Below are 16,865 nucleotides of genomic sequence, written 5' to 3' on the forward strand. Positions count from 1 at the left end.
ACGAAATCGCAGACTTAGAACAGCGTATCGATGATCTCACCAGTTTCCACACAGGAACAGAGTTCCAAGGATGACTGCCTACCGCTTTCGCATCAAATTCGATCCGGATCCTACATCGCTGTGGCGGGATATCGTCGTCGGCGCAGACAGAACGATCACCGAGTTGCAGTCGGCGATCAACCCCGCAGTTGGACTTGATCAGGGCCATCTCTGGTTCGTTGGAGAGGATGAGGACTACTGGGACAGTGCTGTCAAATACCAGTGTCCGCAGGAATACGAGGAGTCACTCAGTGGCGACCCACTGTTGCGTACCGAGCGGATCGAGAACGCTGGAGACGTGATGATTGGCGAGATGATCCGCCAACTCGGGCTCGAACAGTACGATCGCATATGCTATCTGTATGACTACGGCGATGAATGGCGGTTCTACGCCATTTTGAAAGAGGTCCTCAGCGACGAGCCGAGTGACAAAGAGCCGGCCATTGTGAAAGAGAAAGGCGATCCGATCAATGACCAGTACGATCCGCCGGAAACCGGTGAGAGCGATCCTCCCCTTCCTGAACCACTCTATTCAGTGCTCCCCGAAACCGCTGTCCCTGTTGCGGATCTTCGTGGGCTGGAAGAGCGCGATCGTGTCGTCCACGTCATTCCACTACTTAGTCTCGAAACTGGGTTTGGGGCAGTCTGCGAGCGGTTCGCAATTCAGTTTGAGGACACGGGGTACGTCATCGAAAACTTTCAGCCGGGATGGCAGATCGTTGAGGAAGTTGATGGAGTAGACAAGACTGAGGAAGAACTTCTAGCAGCCCTTGCGGATGCAGTGCGTGAGTGGCACGCTGAAATCGCGGAGATCTCTGGTGCAGTGACGGGACAGCATTTCGACGAGGAGACTGTCGAAGCGATGCATGTCGAACTGGAAGCAGAACTCGAACGCAAAGGGTACGGCCATCTTTAAGGATCATTTCGATGTGAGAATTAGGTGCGGAATCTGATTCTGCTCAGAATCTCGTATCCGCGCGCGTGCGCGAGAAACACGAACCACTCAGAATTTGAGATCCGAAACTGTGGATCGCCGCCGAGAAAAATCTATACAGCTGTATTTGGTTTATAGAATGTGGTTTTGCACGCTCGAGTACCGGAGACTCCCGAAATCGCCCGCGAGAGGCGTTTCAGATTGCACTTGGTTAAAGAAGCGTTTAACCAAGGGACTTTACGAGGGTCGACACTGTACCCCACATACGAATGTCTGGATCGACGGAACGCCGGGCTTCCTCCGGGGGGACGACCGTCCACGAAGCCATCGAGAGCTACCTTCGGTACAAGATCAACGCCGACGGTTCGAAGACGACCATGCGCTCACCACTGCGTGAGTTTGCCGACCACTGTCGAGACGAGCGTGACCTCGAGTTCGTCGACGACCTCACACCCCACGATGTCCGCAGTTACAGCGAGCACCTCTACGACCGCGTCGTAATCGACGAGAACCTGGCGGCTTCAACCGCTCACAACTACTTCGCCTACGTCCGAGCTTTTCTCTCCTGGTCGGTGCGAGAACAACACCTCGAGTCGAACCCGGCAAATACGAACACCGCGATGGACCCGCTGCCAGAGGACGATGGGAAACGCAAGCGCCAGTACTGGAGCGCCGAGGACCGCGAGACGTTGCTCGAGTACGCCACCAAACGCGTGGACATGGCTCTCAAGGGAACCATCCGGACCGATGTAGAGGCGGCCTTCCGTGACCGGGCGACCGTCGTCATGCTCGACGGGACAGGGGCGCGTGGTGCTGAGTTGTTCGCTGATCCGAAAGACGACAAGCGTAACGGCCTCCGGTGGAAGGACGTCGATTTCGACGAGCGGCTGATCGAAGTCTACGGCAAGTCCCGTGAGTACGAACAGGCCCCGTTCCCCGCAAGCGTCCACGATGTCCTCAAGCGATGGTACCGGGTGCAAGAGCCGACGACTGAAGCGTGGCCCGTCTTTCCGACCGGTCATTACGGCTCGAAAAAGCGCACACTCGAGGATGCACTTGGCGAAAAGGCAGTCTCTCGGGCGCTCGAGGATAGGGGTGACGGCGGGAAAACCGAGGTCCTCGATCGTCTGCACCGCGAGCACGAGGTACCGCCGCCGTCGATCTCGAAAGAGGGCGTTCGCCGGTTGTTGAAACGGCTCACCGACGAAGCCGGAATCGATCCGGACGGCGAGTACGACTATCTGACGCTGCATGGCGCTCGGCGGGCACTCGGGCGCGACCTCTATACCAGCGGGATGTCGGAAAAGGCTCAGGAAGCGTTACGACACAACTCTATCGAGACTACTCACGAGGCCTACGCCGACGTCAAGATGAAGGACGTCTCCGATTCGATTGACGACGTTCGTGGCTGAGAACGAACTCGAGATACCCCTTATTCTTCGGTTCTGGAATGGCTCTGTGGTGCTCGTCGACGAACTACTCAAACAGTCAGCCAAAACAGCCATCACACTGCTGATGTTCGTTGGCCTACCAGATGCGAGCATAGACAACTTTAGAACGGGATCAAACTTTAGACGACTTTGCAACACGACCAAGAAGTTCGTCAATATGATTTGGCGGGCTGAATGAGCGACTCTCGCTGTGCGTCGGGCCATCTCCGCGAACCGACCGTCTGGCGACCTATTTCACCGGCAACCATCGATCGAGTAAGCCTGCAGAGAATGGCAGCGCTGTCACATCGGCGGCGTTCAGCCGCCGACAGACATACCTCCGTTTTGCTCACCGTAGCTCAACTGCTATCGACGACCTGTCAAGGCAGAATAGTGGATTCAGGTTGGGGCAGCTGGCGAGGCTTTGTTAGGTGGTAATAATAGACTGACAATTCAGTAGTAATATCTACATAGATCTAGTAGTGGTATTTATATATGGAATAAAATCAACAAACTCATTAATGTTCAATGAAAATAACCTGGTGCTGCAAGCGAAAATGACCAATAGCTATAGCCGAACAGAATATAATGGGGTATTGTCATATGAAAAAGTAAAACAGTTCCACAAAGATGGATATCTCGGCCCGTTGAAAGCCTGTTCACCTGATGAGGCTGCCGAATTTGCCGAGTCGGTAGAAGTGGAGATTCTTAACGGTGATGGGTATCCACTGGACCACACAGACAAATCGATTAGACATGACCGACACCGTGACTCTCAACTCGTCTACGACTTCCTTTCACAACCCTCTATCGTCAATCGAATTCAGTCCCTGTATGGGCCTGATCTCCTGTTATGGACATCCCATTTCTGGGAGAAAGAACCGGGTGAAAGCGGCGTTCCGTGGCATCAGGAACAGCACTTCAGTGCGGTTGAACCGCCGGTGACTGCAACGATTGATCTTGCCCTTGATCCAGTCGACGAAACCTCTGGTTGTATGGAAGTGATCCCTGGATCACACGAACAGTTTGTTCCACATGGCGAGGCTGCAGGTGCGGAGTCACAAGGATTAGCCGATTCTGAGTACGTTGATCAGAGCTGTGCGCGTTCAATCCCGCTCAAAGCAGGGGAGTTTGTGCTATATAACTCTCGGCTGCTTCATCGGACACTTGCGAATGGTACTGATCGCGAGCGGCGTTCGGTTTCTTGTCGTATGACACCTCCGATAATAAACATCCAACATGAGTCTCCCCTCATGTACGATGACCATGCCTCAATCGTTGTTAGTGGTGAGGATCGCTATGGAATCAATCGGACCGTCGAGCCACCGTCTTCGGAGGTGAAAGAATGACTTGTGCACGTGGAGTCATTGAGAAAGAATACACCTTCCAAGTATACGACGAGCGGATCGATAAGACGATTTCTTTCCGAAAAGCAACACTCGAACGAGATCTCGGACGCCTTCACCGATGGCTGAACGAGCCACATGTCAAGCCCTACTGGGAGCGTGATTACCCATTACCAAAATTTAGGAAATATCTCGAAGACACCCTTGTTGATGACCATCACACCCCGTATATTGGCTACCTTGATCACGTTCCAATGAGTTACTGGGAAGCTTACTGGTCAGTTGACGATAAACTCTCTGCGGAGTACGATGCTAGAGCTGCAGATCGGGGAATCCATCTTCTTATTGGACCTCCAGAGTTTCTCGGTCACGGATATGCTACGCCGCTGTTAGAGGCGATGACAAGGCTACAATTCCAACATTCGGAAACGAATCGAATCGTTAGCGAACCGGATATCCGTAACAAGAGAGTTCACCGTGTGTTCGAAAACTGTGGGTTCAAGCCAGATCGAGAGATCGAACTTGAGTCAAAGGATGCCCTACTAATGATCTGCAATCGGGAACGCTTCGAAACTGAAATCCTGTCGCATCGGAGGACAAACAATGAGTGACGAAACACTCGACGTTGTTGGGATTGGACTCGGCCCGTTCAACCTATCACTCGCTGCGCTATTAGAGGGAGCGCCCGCTGATGTTGATGCCGTCTTCCTCGAACAAGAGTCAGAGTTCAGTTGGCACGAAGGTATACTGATCGAGGGAACAACGCTTGAAGTTCCGTTTCTCGCAGATCTCGTGACGATCACTGACCCAACTAATGAGTATAGTTTCTTGAATTATCTGCGAACGAAAAACCGGATTTACGAGTTCTATACGTACCGAAAATTCGAAATCCCTAGACAAGAATACAACGAGTACTGTCGCTGGGTTGCAGAATCAATTAATGGGTGTCTGTTCTCCCGGCGTGTCACAGCAGTCGAATCAATCGATGAAGGATACAGGGTTGTTGCAGAGAACCCTACTACAGATGAGAACTACACCTACCGGACAGAGAACATCGTCATCGGCGTCGGAACTGAGCCAAACGTTCCAAACCAGTTCGCCAACTTGCCATCGGAGGATGTCTTCCATACAGCATCGTATCTCGATCGCCGCGAGCGCTGTCTCGGTGCTGAGAGCGTAACTGTCATTGGGTCCGGACAAAGTGCTGCTGAAGTTATGAAAGATCTGGTTGAGTACCAATCCGAGAATGACTTCCAACTTGATTGGGTCACTCGCTCGGATGGATTCTTCCAGCTCGAGGAGTCAAAACTCGCACATCACCATTTCACACCGGACTATATTGACTACTTCTATCAGTTAGATGTCGAAAAAAAGGAACGGGTCCTCTCCAGTCAAGACCACCTATACAAAGGGATAGACAAGTCAACTGGTGACGAACTATTCGACATACTATACAGACGCTCAATTAGGGAGAGTCCAGACGTCAGATTGCTTGCAGAGACGAATGTCAAAGATATTGAATATATAGGAACCGAAACAGCGCCACTATATGAATTGTCTTGTGAACAGTGGAGGCAGAATAAAACGTTCAGTCACAAATCAGAAGTAGTGATTCTAGGGACGGGATACAAGCGGTCGACGCCTGACTTCCTCCGTCCAATTACTCATCAGCTCGAATTAACAAAAGACGGTAAATACAAACTTGACCGAGACTACCGGATTCCTAGCAACGGATACGGCACACTCTTCGCTCAGAACGCAGGATTACACACTCACGGAATGAATACGGCACATCTTGGACTCGGTTGTTACAGAAACGCTGTCATCGTCAATAGAATTCTTGAACGACAGTTATATCCTGAGGATACAGATACAGGTTTTCAGTGTTTCGATGTGAATGACTTTATTGAATGTACAGTCAAACATAAAATTGACGGCGACCAAATAATCTCTGAGTAAATGAATTCAAAAAAGCACATTATTCTCTTCGTTGTTCTTGGGGCAATCTGGGGCGGTGCATACCCAGCAATAAGTATTGGTGTAGAGACTGTTCCGCCTATATTCTATGCTGCTGTGAGATACGATATCGCAAGTATCCTTATGCTCACCTATGTTTCCTTGAATATTAACTACTGGTACCCGCAGAATGTGGGTGATTGGATGAATGTCGCATTTGGTGGGTTATTCATTATTGGTGCATACAATGCCTTTCTCTTCGCCGGACAAACAATTGTTCCAAGTGCTGTTGCAGCCGTTCTCGTCGGATTAATGCCGGTATTCACGTCATTCATCTCTCAAATTTTAGTCCCTGATAAAGATATATCTGTTTTAGGTATTATTGGAATCATGCTAGGCTTTGTTGGAATCATCTTTATTTCTCGCCCCGATCCATCTCATCTTCTCGGTGGAGATACAGTCGGGCAATTGCTGGTGATCATTGCAGCAGCCAGTATGGCACTTGGAAGCGTTCTCACCGAGCGAGTCGATTCTGATCAACCAGCGATCACGATGGAGGCGTGGTCAATGTTTCTCGGGGCAATCGTGTTACATATAGCTGCGACCCAGACTACCTCTTCACCGTGGACAATCCAGTGGACCTCATCAGCGATCCTAATGCTAGTGTATTTGTCCGTTCTTTCGAGCGCAGTTGCCTATCTCATCTATTTTTATTTGCTGAGAGAGTTAGGTGCATTTGAAATGAACTTCGTTGCCTACGTAGCGGCAGCGTTCGGTGTTATCATCGGTTGGGCAGCACTACAGGATCAGATCACCGCTTACACGCTAGTCGGGTTCGTTTGCATCTTCTGTGGTTTTCTCCTGTTAAAAAAAGACCAAATCAAACATGTAGCGTCGATCAAGCGCATAGAATCGATGGCCCGTGGCAAATTTCCATAGGGTATGCGGCTCACTACCGGGGTCGAATCAAGATTGTGATCTTTCACTTAATCGTATAGCAACACTAATCTGTATTTTGGATATTACGGTCTACGCGACAAGATGGATGCAGATCCGCTGGACACCTTTGGAAAAGGAGAATTGAACGGACAAGTCGACCCTGATTCGCTCATCGCAGAGATCGGACTGGATGAACAAGAGATCGAGTTGCGAAAGGAGTTCGTCCACTTTGACGCGGACGACGAGGGCCGACTGTCGGACCTCGAGGGGATGCTCCGAGAGAATCTGGAGGAGATCGCCGAGCGGTTCTACGCGAACCTCACTCCCCACGAGGAGACCATGGGGGTGATCCGTCGCTCTCCAAAGGGGGTCGAACAGCTGAAACAGACCCAGCGAGCGTACCTCCTGACGCTCGCGACAGGGTCGTATGATCGCGACTATTTCCGGAACCGCGCCCGCATCGGCAAACTCCACCACCTTCTCGGGATGCCCCTGAAACACTACATCGGTCAGTACGGGGTGTACTACGAACTGTTATTTGACGAACTCGACGATCGTGTCCAAGAGAACGTCGTTGCAGCAATCAAAGAGTGGGCTGCTGAACAGACCGAGGACAACGAAAGCAGTGGCGGCTTGGCAGGGGCACTGGGAGCTTTTCGGTCCTCAAGCGACGATACGGAGGTCGAACTCACCGAGTCGCTTGAGGAGACTGTGCGCGAGGAGATTCACCGGGGGCTGTGGGACATTCTCTCCGTGCTCCGCATTCTCAACCTTGACATGCAGGTCGCGACCGACACGTACGTTCACTCGTACAACCAGCAGCTGGAGCAGGCCAACCAGCGCCGTAAGCAATTGGCCGCAGAGGTCAAAACCGACGTCCAGATGCCTCTAGAGGAACTAGACTCGGTTTCCGATGAGGTCGCCGACAGCACCCAAGAGATCAGCGACCACGCAATCGGCGCCACGGAGGACCTCCAAGAGGTCGCTGCAGAAGTGTCCGACGTCAGCGCTGCCATCGAAGAAATTGCCTCCACTGCCGAAGAAGTCGAGCGCCGGAGTCACCGCGCCGAACGCCAGGCCCGCAATGGCCGCCAGTCGGCCAAAGAGGCGATGGGGTCAATTCGCATGGTTCAAAATCAGGCCAAGACTGTGTCCGAGGACATCGAAGCACTAGCAGAGGAGGCCCAATCGATCGACGACGTGCTAAAAGACCTTGACGACATGGCTCAACGGATGGACATGATCGCCAACACTGCGACGAACAAGGCCCGGCAGAACGACGCGGACGGCGGCGTCGCCAACGCCCTCGCAGAGCAGATCGGGTTGTTCGTAAACTCGTCCCGCGACCAGATCGACGAAATCGAATCCCAGATGAGCGACCTCAAGACGACCATTGCCGCCTCAACCGCTCGGATCGAAACCACATTCGAGCGACTCGACGAGGGGATCGGTCGGGTTGAGACCGTGATGGACGACATGGACGATATTCACGAGGCGATCGAAGAGACTTCTCACGGCATGGAGGAGATCGCAGCTGCGACCGATCAGACCGCCGAGAGTGCCGATACGATGCAGACGATGGTCACCGACGCATCCCGGTCGGCACAGAACGTCTCCCGAAAGATCCAGGACGTTGCCGCTGCCAACGAGGAATTGACTGCCAAAACTAGTGAAATCGCGACTACGGTTGGGAGACTCACTGACGAAGGTCAGCCTGTGCAGGGAGATCGGGAATCTTCACTGAGAGACTGACCGCCATCGACAGGGTGAACGGGGGCTTAGACAGTGCGTCGAACTCAAAGTCGCCTCCCTAACATAGCCTGAGGCATATGCAACCACGATCATTTGGTCGCGTCGCAAAGCCGTCTCGAGTTTGCCGTTGAGAGTCGCGTCGGCATCTTACTACAGACAGCGATATTGCGTTAGAATGGCGTGCACCGAGTACACGTAGTTTAGAGAGCGTTAGAGATAGGCACTACTGGACCGTCTACTCACCCACAGCTCGAACTCTAGACCGCTTTGAGACAGCACCCACTTCTTGATGCCAAGACGAGTTGATTGACGCCTATAGAGACGTGCTCCAGACGAGTTTGAGATGGATGACCGGTTGAATAATTCTGGAAGATGGGGCAAAATTATTATTGGACTTCAATACGGGTAGTCAGAATGTCTATTCATGGTGCGGCCAACGCAGCAGCGCGAACATGATCGGATGTCGGTAACGAAAACCGACGAACATGAACATGAAAATGAGAGTGAAAAGCAGACGTGTCCTGAATGCGATTCAGGCGCTCTCGTTGCTAGCAACGATAGTAATGAAATCATTTGTGAGGAGTGCGGCCTCGTTATCGAAGAGCAAAATATCGACCACGGGCCAGAATGGCGCGCGTTCAATCATGCCGAACGGCAGAACAAAAGCCGGGTTGGTGCACCCACAACCCAAACGATGCACGACAAAGGGTTGACCACCCAGATTGATTGGAAAAACAAGGACGCACACGGAAGATCGATCTCCTCAAAGAAGCGGAATCAGTTGCATCGACTGCGCAAATGGCAAGAACGGATTCGAACCAAGGATGCAGGTGAACGAAACCTCCAGTTTGCGCTTTCGGAAATCGATCGCATGGCGTCGGCACTCGGTGTCCCCCGTTCTGTTCGAGAGGTCGCATCGGTGATCTACCGACAAGCGCTCAGCAATGACTTGATTCGTGGACGGTCTATCGAGGGCGTCGCCACGAGCTGTCTCTACGCTGGCTGTCGCCAAGAGGGGATTCCGCGGAGTCTTGAAGAGGTGACTGAGGTCTCTCGCGTGGGGAAGAAAGAAATCGGGCGCACATATCGCTATATCGCTAAGGAACTTTCCCTCGAGATGAAACCAGCCGATCCTAAAGAGTACGTCCCACGATTTTGTTCTGACCTCGAGGTAAGTGAAGAAGTGAAGATGAAGGCGATCAAAATTATCGATGAGTCTGCTGAACAGGGTCTGCTTTCAGGGAAGTCGCCAACGGGATTTGCGGCAGCAGCCATTTATGCGGCATCACTTCTCTGTAACGAGAAAAAGACCCAAAGGGAAGTTGCTGAGGTTGCGCAGGTGACTGAGGTTACCATTCGGAATCGGTATCAAGAACAGATCGAAGCGATGGGTCTCAACTGACACTGAGGCTGAGGAAGAAATACACCACTGCTACGAAACGACTGACTGCTGCCAGATCGGCTACTCGTTGGCCGCGAGCTCGCCGAGAACACGGTCACCGAACGCAAGCACGAGTAATGCGCCGACCAGATCGAAGACAATGTCCAAGAACGTGTCTTTCCGGCCGTAGGTGACGAGTATCGGCTCGAGATCCAGGCGTTTCGCCGTTGCGTGAATAGCATACTCGATGGTTTCCCAGACAAGCCCGAGACTGATGACGGCGGCAACGACCCGAGGGCCAGGATCGCGCCCCTTCCTGCGACTGACCACATAGACGATCCCGGCCAGAATCGACGAGGAATGTGCGTGTGTAAGGTGATCCCACCACCAGACGTCGTCATAGGGACCGAGCATGCCGACAGCATGAGTAACCATCGCGGTGTTCACGTAGGCTCGCTGCCACGGCTGAAGTTTAACACCATACGCACGCGTGACGACCGTGGGAAGGTATGTGCCGATCGCCGCAACGACGGCATTGATGACCGCGCCTGGATCCCGGCGTCGGAGTCCGACGAGGAACACTGTGAGAAGCGTATATCTGGCCTCACGGCCCGCTCCATGCTCAGCTGTTGACATACTCGTTCTAGAATAAACTGACTACTCGGGCCACATAGCAATATCGTCCCGAATACGGACCCAGACATCTCGGACAGTCCCCGCTGGTACTCGTTTGTCGTCCTCGGATACAGTCCATGGCTCCCGCTGCATGCTGACAACGATCTAGCACTGATTTAATCACGGTTGATGCCGTGAGCCTGCTTGCGATTACCGTAGTTCGATACTGAGGAAGAGCCGCTAGTGAGGACTCCTAGTTTTAAGTGACATCCATGACTATCAGTGAGGCAAGAAGATAGGAGAATATACCCACCACTCATCGGTTTGGGTCGCAGGAACGGGGGCGTCAATTCGCCCCCAAGAGTTGGCTACTCAATCCTGCGACCCGGATCGACATAAAAGTTCGCCTCTCGAGGAGCCGTGGCTCTGTCCAGTATGGTGTCTCGTCTCCTTCGAGAGTCGTCTCTCTCCCCAGCAGCATCGCGACTTGACCGACAACCAGCAGCACACGACCACGACCAACTACCCTCCATGACAATTGGAAAAGATCCGGACGCAGTTGACGCAGAAACGCCCACTGATCACGACGTTGCCGCAGCTCTTGGCTTCGACAGCGTCGATACGCACACCAGCACTGATCCGACGGCCGACGACGGTGATGATGACCTCCCGAGTCGCGCAGAGATGTGGACCATCATCCAAGAGCAGTCACAGACGATCGACCGCCTCAAGGAGCGTGTCGACGAACTCCAGCAGGAACAAAACCGCGCCGATCGCAACCGCAAGGAGATCGCCAGTCAAATCCACGAGATCACCGAGTCGGTTGCCGATACCGACGAGACAGCTGACCACGCAAAGGAAATCGCAAAGACTGCGAACGCAAACGCTGAGCAGGCCAAGTCGATCGCTGAGACCGGTGAAACTGCGTTCGACCGCGAAGATCCAGAGGAACTGCCTGGTGGCATCGATCCCTCGAGCAGTCCGCTGGATTTCCTTGCGAACTGCCGCCAGCACCGCGTCAAAAAGCACCTGGTCGATCAGGGGACACCGCGGAAGAACCGATTCCGGGCACTCCTTGTGATGAAGCGCTGGGACGAGTTCGCAACCAAGCGTACGAACGGGAGCGGCATTTTCTGGACGCGAGACGATGTTCGGGATGCGCTCACTGCAATCCTCGGAACGCGTCCCCACGCACAGACACTCAAGCGCGTGTGGAACGAGATGATCGCGATCGGAAGTTCGGACGTCGATGTCACTGAACGACGTGTCTCTGCGAAACAGACACCAAAAGAGATCATTGCGATGGATCTCGAGACTGCGGAGGGACTGCTTGACGCCCGCTACCACCATCTCGAATTGCTCGACTCGGATGGACAGGTCACTGGTGGCGTCACACCCGTTGTGACCCGAACCAGCATGGCGGGGGTGTGAGAAAGCGGTTGACTTCATCCCGAGAGGGGAGCATCTCTCTAACGAGCACAACGAACGGATCTGGTCGTCGTCGTGGTCCGACGATTTCGCCACTACCAATAGCTGCAGGTGTAAGAGAAGACCCTCCCTTTCAGAGACAGTGTTTGTCCCTCTAACGCTGGTTCTGGAGGTTCGGCTTTGGACCCAGTCACAACGGGTGTGATTATGACTGGTCAGTTGTGGTCTGCACGATCGTCCCTCCTCGGGATGGATGTCAATGACATCGTGTGACTGGTATGATGATATTCCATTCAACAGACCACAATGAACTATTGTGTAGTATTGTGTTAAATCATAAAGACAGATATAACTGTGATACAGACAGTGACTTGGGCGTGAGGATAGGCGGTGGGGAGATAGCGCTCACGCTCAGTCAGAGGCACAACTCAGACACACGGACCGTGTCGAATACTCGTCTCTACACGAGTCATCTGGGACAAACAGTACAACCTGGAAAGGGTAGCGTTCGGTGGCTCCGTCGGTACCCTGTCTTGAGAAGTGATTTTTCGTTCGATTGTGTTACTCAACGAGCTCTGGCTCCTCTTTGACCGTAATTTCTGGTCCGTTGTCGAATTCGACAATAACCGTATAGCCATTGTATTGGAACTCGATTCGGCCAGATCGGTCTGTCTCGGACTGGCACCCCGACGCAAAGAGATCGTCGAGCGCATCTGGATCGACTGCATCATACAATGGGGGAAGTTCAAGTGGATCCGCGTGTTCCCTTTCAGCAATACAATTAACTATGTGCAAAGAAATATTACTTTTATTTCCAAGATCTCTTCCCATACTGAAGGGTAATCCTTCCAGATACTAATATATGACGCCAAACATATCACTTTCTGTGCCCTCATAGGGAACTTATTACTGACTATGAGAATATCATAAAAAGACTCGCGAATAGCTTGTTTCAACTCCTTCTGATTGGGTCAGTCGGTAAATAGAGATGCGAACTGTCCGCTATGGGTTTTGCCACATACGGATGAGAGGGGGTACAAATGCGTACAAGCAAACGAGTATCGTTATTGTGAAGAATGGGAAATCCAGTGAGTCACCTTCGATAATAAGTCCCACAGTAATAATTGCGAGTGCTAAGCCGACGATGGCAGTACGAATTGCACGAAGATGCGCTATAAATATCGAATATTGTTCATCGTTCATACATGATCTCGAAGTTCTCACTATATCGGTCTTTTTGTTTATTGAGGTATGATTACTGGGCTACATATGTATCTCCTGTCTTGAACGGCAACTACATGTGCTTACTGACCGCTGGGTGGTGATTGGGAAGCAAGGAGATGTTCAGTTGCTATCGGCAGTCTCAAGCGATGAATTGCAGTGCTTACATCGATCTCGGTCTAGTTCGTTCGGTGCACCGCAATTAGAACAATTCGTCCGAGCTGGTGGTTCGCCAGTATCGTCCCACGACAGAATCGCCATTACGATGAGGATGAGAAATACGAACAAAAACAATCCTAACGGACCGAATGAGAGGAAAAAGATAGCAACGAAGAAAACAGGGAAGCCAACGAGTACGTACACCAAAAGAGTCGAGAGACGATCCATGGTCCATCTCCTAAACTGTAGGAGCAAAAACCTTTCCGACCAACGGATTTCGGGTGTTCCGCTCACTTACTCCCCCTGTACTAACCGTTCACTATGAATTTCAATAGCCGTATGACAATTCTATCATATTTCCCATGCGCCTCTCAGATTCGCCGCTATGGAATTACGGAAGGCGGATATTGATCCCATTTTTGACTTGAAATGAATCAAGTCTTCTCCCACTTGGACCGGGAAATAGTGTCGGCGATGGGGATGGGGGGGTAGTGCCTCCGTCAACATGGGGGGAGTTGGAGGCAATTGATTGTTATTGGTGATCATTATTAATCATTCAAATTCTGATCACTTATCCAATAGATTCATGCGGGACATATCCTAAGAGCACACGTGGGGAGAGACAGTGTGGCTCTAATCGATCTCCAGACAGGGAATGCAGTCGATTCGAGACACACGGCTCCTCGCCGCAACTGGGATTGCTCCACCACTGTCTGGTGCCATCAGGATCTCAGATCACCTACCAGTGACACACCACCTGGGACATGAGTGTGACAACGTCGGCCTCTGGCCGGCGTTTTTGCAAGATGCGGAAGTTGATTTCTGAAGCCACGGCTAATGGCGATGATAGCACTGACCGACCGACTGACAAGGGGTTCCCTGGTCGCAGTCGTATTGACTGAGTTCTCAGTTCCTACGAACAGGCCAATCTCGAGCTGTCGAACACGCTTAGCAGCTGTCCGTCGATCGTTTCCTCACGCATGTTGCCGAGTCTGCCGAAATTGTCGATGTCCTTGAGCGTGGGTGGCGGACCAGAAGACAACAGGAGGAGCATCGTCCATTTCATATCGCCCCGCAGTCGAGTAGCCCATCCATTTCGCATAGTTGGGAAACAAGTTGATATTCTCGTAGGGCCCACTGTTGGGTAGCGTGGACGAAGTGGGTCAACTACACCCCTGTTGGCCCTTCCTTGATCACAAGTCAGGAGGAACACTTGTCCACGCCAGCCGAGATCGGCACGTTCCATAAGATCCACGACTGGTTTCGTCTTCCGATCTCTGGCTTTCGAGTATCATTCGGCCTTCGAGAACCTCATGCTGGCCCTTGGCCGACATTTCTGTAAACTCGAGAGTGTGTAGTTACTCACTCTCGATATAACGCCTTTCAAGAGGATCCTGACCCGCCCGGATAGGCTCGGGGTGAGAGCCGCCGGGCAGGGTGGGACAAGAGCGGCAGTGTAAGGGGCGTATCCTGTCGCGTGGGGGAAACGCGACAGGCAGATAAATTCAGTGAGTATTTATCAATCTTATCGAGTCTCTCAGCTACATAAAATCGTCTTGGGTGATTCCACAACTGCTCACTGCTCCGTTAAGTCCGATCGTGGATGTCTTGGATCATTTTGCAGATCGATCGTCACCTCGAGCAGTGTTGTCTCGAGGGAGCCATAGTAACATTCTTCGTGAAATACACTTGAACATACTATTATTATAGGGAATTTCCTATGGTCAAGCATGATCTGATAATGGAAACCAAGACCCCATCTCTCCCGTCGATCGTTGACCGTCTGAATGCCGGAGTCACACTGCACGAACCAGAGACAGGTGTAATTCTCGACGTGAACAATCGATTAGAGCAACTCTATGGGTATTCCGCAGGCGAACTTCGAGGCATGTCTGTGGGGGACATCACACCCTCTTCACAGAGATACACAGAAGCGGACGCTCTCGATCGAATCCACGCTGCTGCTGATGGGAATTCCCAGATCTTCGAATGGAAAATTGAACGTGCAAATGGGGAATCTCGATGGGTACGCGTTCATCTTACACCAACACAACTGGATGGAGAAGTCTACGTCTGTGCCGAAGTAAACGACATTACGAAGTACAAGGCCCGTGAGCAACTTCTTCGGCTCTTGAACCGCGTTATCCGTCACAATCTGCGGAATGAAATGAACATTCTCATGGGATATGCAGATCGGGTCAAGACCGCCATCGAAAACGATCAACTCGAGGAGGAACTGGAGACGGTTTTAGAGATCGCTTCTGAGGTCGGGCGACTGAGCGATTCGCTCACTGAAATTGAACACATCGTTGAATCTGAGGCGACACAGCGAGAAGCGACGAACCTTCGGACTGTCGTGCAAACATGTGCGACAGAGGTCCAGTCAACCTATCCCGCAGTCGATCTGCTGGTCGAGGCACCGGCTGATGTCTGGGTCGTCGGGAATACAGGACTCAAACATGCGATCGAGCATGCGATCGATAATGCAGTGAGACATAACGACCAGGAGACGCCGGAAGTGACGATACTGGTAACTGACAATCCCGAGGCCAACCAAGGGATTGTCCGAATCGCAGATAATGGACCGTCTATCCCTGAAATTGAGACTGACGTGTTGGACGACGAGACGGAAATTAGCAGTACGTACCATGGCTCTGGCGTTGGCCTCTGGGTGATGCAGTGGGCTGTAAATGCACTCGGTGGAGACCTCTCTTTCGAGGAGAACTCGCCTCGAGGCAATCTCGTCCAGATTGCGCTCCCAAAAGTTGAATCGCTTTCCAACGATGCGTAGCAGCCACTTATTGTTCTTTTTAGCACCTCTTGAGAGTGATAGCGGGTTTTGAGGATCGGATCTCATACCATTAGTAAGTTCTACCGGAAATTTTTATATAGTATATTCAATAAGTGTTCTGTGTGTTCAACTCCAACGGGAAATGAACCATGGAGAATGCAGACACTATGAGTGGCTTGGTCCAACTGACCGACGCAGTATCAGTCCTCCCGCAACCCGAGCCACATCCGCCTACCAGGTCCCAAGACGGACTGGTCGAGCAGACGCCCTTCGACGAGACTCGTTCTCGGAGCCCTCGAGGTGAGGTGAGTGACCGAACTGAAGCAGCCCCCGTTAGTGTGGCTCTCGAGGCGCTGTTCGAAACATTCCATGCAGACCGTTACACCAATGAATACCAATTCACCGCGTAAGTCGCCAGATGCGTCGACTGAATGCCCTGATTTGCTGGCTGAGTTCCGACAAGCGTGTAGACGAGTCGTGCCAGCAGCGACCTCGCTCGCTGTGTGGCTGGCCTTCATCGCCCTCGCTTCTGGATCAGTAGCTGCTCAGTCGAATGTGGGTGACGTCTACTGTGGAACTGGTGTCGAGACTGGCATTGGCATCGTCTTCGGAGCTGTTGCTGGTCTCGGCCTTCCAGCAACGGGGTTCTACGTCGGTCGAGCTGGCCTCTCGTACATGCGTGCCGGTGGGAATCCCGAAAAGAAGAATCAGGCGAAAGAGCGGCTCGTGATGTCGGGTGTCGGGTTCGGGATTATCGTCCTCGCGCTGATCTCACCCGAACTGATCGATAAAGTTGGTAGTCAGATGGGATTCGGCTTCTCAGACTGTGTCAAACCGTTCTGAGCCACCAGAGCTTGCGGTTGCCTGAATCCCA

Annotated in this window: 13 protein-coding genes; 11 read left to right on the plus strand and 2 right to left on the minus strand. The window is 52.2% G+C overall.

The annotated features are described in order from the left end of the window. Positions 1 to 70: 70 nt before the first annotated feature. The 8 genes from ACFR99_RS12960 to ACFR99_RS12995 all read left to right on the plus strand — a co-directional run bounded on the left by ACFR99_RS12960 (position 71) and on the right by ACFR99_RS12995 (position 9,798). A complete protein-coding gene (locus ACFR99_RS12960) occupies positions 71 to 955 on the plus strand; it encodes a DUF7964 domain-containing protein (RefSeq protein ID WP_390287999.1) in 885 nt (294 codons plus the stop codon). 287 nt (positions 956 to 1,242) lie between these two features. Further along, complete coding sequence (locus ACFR99_RS12965) at positions 1,243 to 2,385, plus strand: tyrosine-type recombinase/integrase (protein ID WP_390288001.1); 1,143 nt, start codon at positions 1,243 to 1,245, stop codon at positions 2,383 to 2,385. 539 nt (positions 2,386 to 2,924) lie between these two features. Further along, complete coding sequence (locus ACFR99_RS12970; protein WP_390288003.1) at positions 2,925 to 3,752, plus strand: phytanoyl-CoA dioxygenase family protein; 828 nt, start codon at positions 2,925 to 2,927, stop codon at positions 3,750 to 3,752. Beyond that, positions 3,749 to 4,360, plus strand: coding sequence for a GNAT family N-acetyltransferase (locus tag ACFR99_RS12975; protein WP_390288005.1), 612 nt, complete (start codon positions 3,749 to 3,751; stop codon positions 4,358 to 4,360). The genes ACFR99_RS12970 and ACFR99_RS12975 overlap by 4 nt, the downstream gene beginning before the upstream one ends. Continuing rightward, a complete protein-coding gene (locus ACFR99_RS12980; protein ID WP_390288007.1) occupies positions 4,353 to 5,708 on the plus strand; it encodes a lysine N(6)-hydroxylase/L-ornithine N(5)-oxygenase family protein in 1,356 nt (451 codons plus the stop codon). Before ACFR99_RS12975 ends, ACFR99_RS12980 begins: the two co-directional genes overlap by 8 nt. Next, a complete protein-coding gene (locus tag ACFR99_RS12985) occupies positions 5,709 to 6,644 on the plus strand; it encodes a DMT family transporter (RefSeq protein ID WP_390288009.1) in 936 nt (311 codons plus the stop codon). Between the two features lie 102 nt (positions 6,645 to 6,746). Further along, complete coding sequence (locus ACFR99_RS12990) at positions 6,747 to 8,396, plus strand: protoglobin domain-containing protein (protein ID WP_390288011.1); 1,650 nt, start codon at positions 6,747 to 6,749, stop codon at positions 8,394 to 8,396. A 424-nt stretch (positions 8,397 to 8,820) separates the two neighbouring features. Further along, entirely contained in the window at positions 8,821 to 9,798 is a 978-nt protein-coding gene (locus tag ACFR99_RS12995) for a transcription initiation factor IIB (RefSeq protein WP_390288013.1), read from the plus strand. A gap of 60 nt (positions 9,799 to 9,858) precedes the next feature. Here the strand turns inward: ACFR99_RS12995 and ACFR99_RS13000 are convergent, their stop codons facing one another. Beyond that, complete coding sequence (locus tag ACFR99_RS13000; protein WP_390288015.1) at positions 9,859 to 10,413, minus strand: DUF2238 domain-containing protein; 555 nt, start codon at positions 10,411 to 10,413, stop codon at positions 9,859 to 9,861. A 510-nt stretch (positions 10,414 to 10,923) separates the two neighbouring features. Between ACFR99_RS13000 and ACFR99_RS13005 the strand changes: the two genes are divergently transcribed. Continuing rightward, a complete protein-coding gene (locus ACFR99_RS13005; RefSeq protein ID WP_390288018.1) occupies positions 10,924 to 11,823 on the plus strand; it encodes a methyl-accepting chemotaxis protein in 900 nt (299 codons plus the stop codon). Between the two features lie 558 nt (positions 11,824 to 12,381). Here the strand turns inward: ACFR99_RS13005 and ACFR99_RS13010 are convergent. Continuing rightward, positions 12,382 to 12,651, minus strand: coding sequence for a HalOD1 output domain-containing protein (locus tag ACFR99_RS13010; protein WP_390288019.1), 270 nt, complete (start codon positions 12,649 to 12,651; stop codon positions 12,382 to 12,384). Between the two features lie 2,290 nt (positions 12,652 to 14,941). Between ACFR99_RS13010 and ACFR99_RS13015 the strand changes: the two genes are divergently transcribed. After that, entirely contained in the window at positions 14,942 to 15,991 is a 1,050-nt protein-coding gene (locus ACFR99_RS13015) for a PAS domain S-box protein (RefSeq protein WP_390288021.1), read from the plus strand. Positions 15,992 to 16,378: 387 nt separating this feature from the next. Beyond that, the gene (locus ACFR99_RS13020; protein ID WP_390288041.1) at positions 16,379 to 16,834 is read left to right on the plus strand and encodes a pilin; all 456 of its coding nucleotides are present in this window, start codon (positions 16,379 to 16,381) and stop codon (positions 16,832 to 16,834) included. Positions 16,835 to 16,865 lie beyond the last annotated feature (31 nt).

Source organism: Haloarchaeobius amylolyticus (assembly GCF_042678045.1).
GTDB classification, from domain to species: Archaea; Halobacteriota; Halobacteria; order Halobacteriales; family Natrialbaceae; genus Natrinema; species Natrinema amylolyticus_A.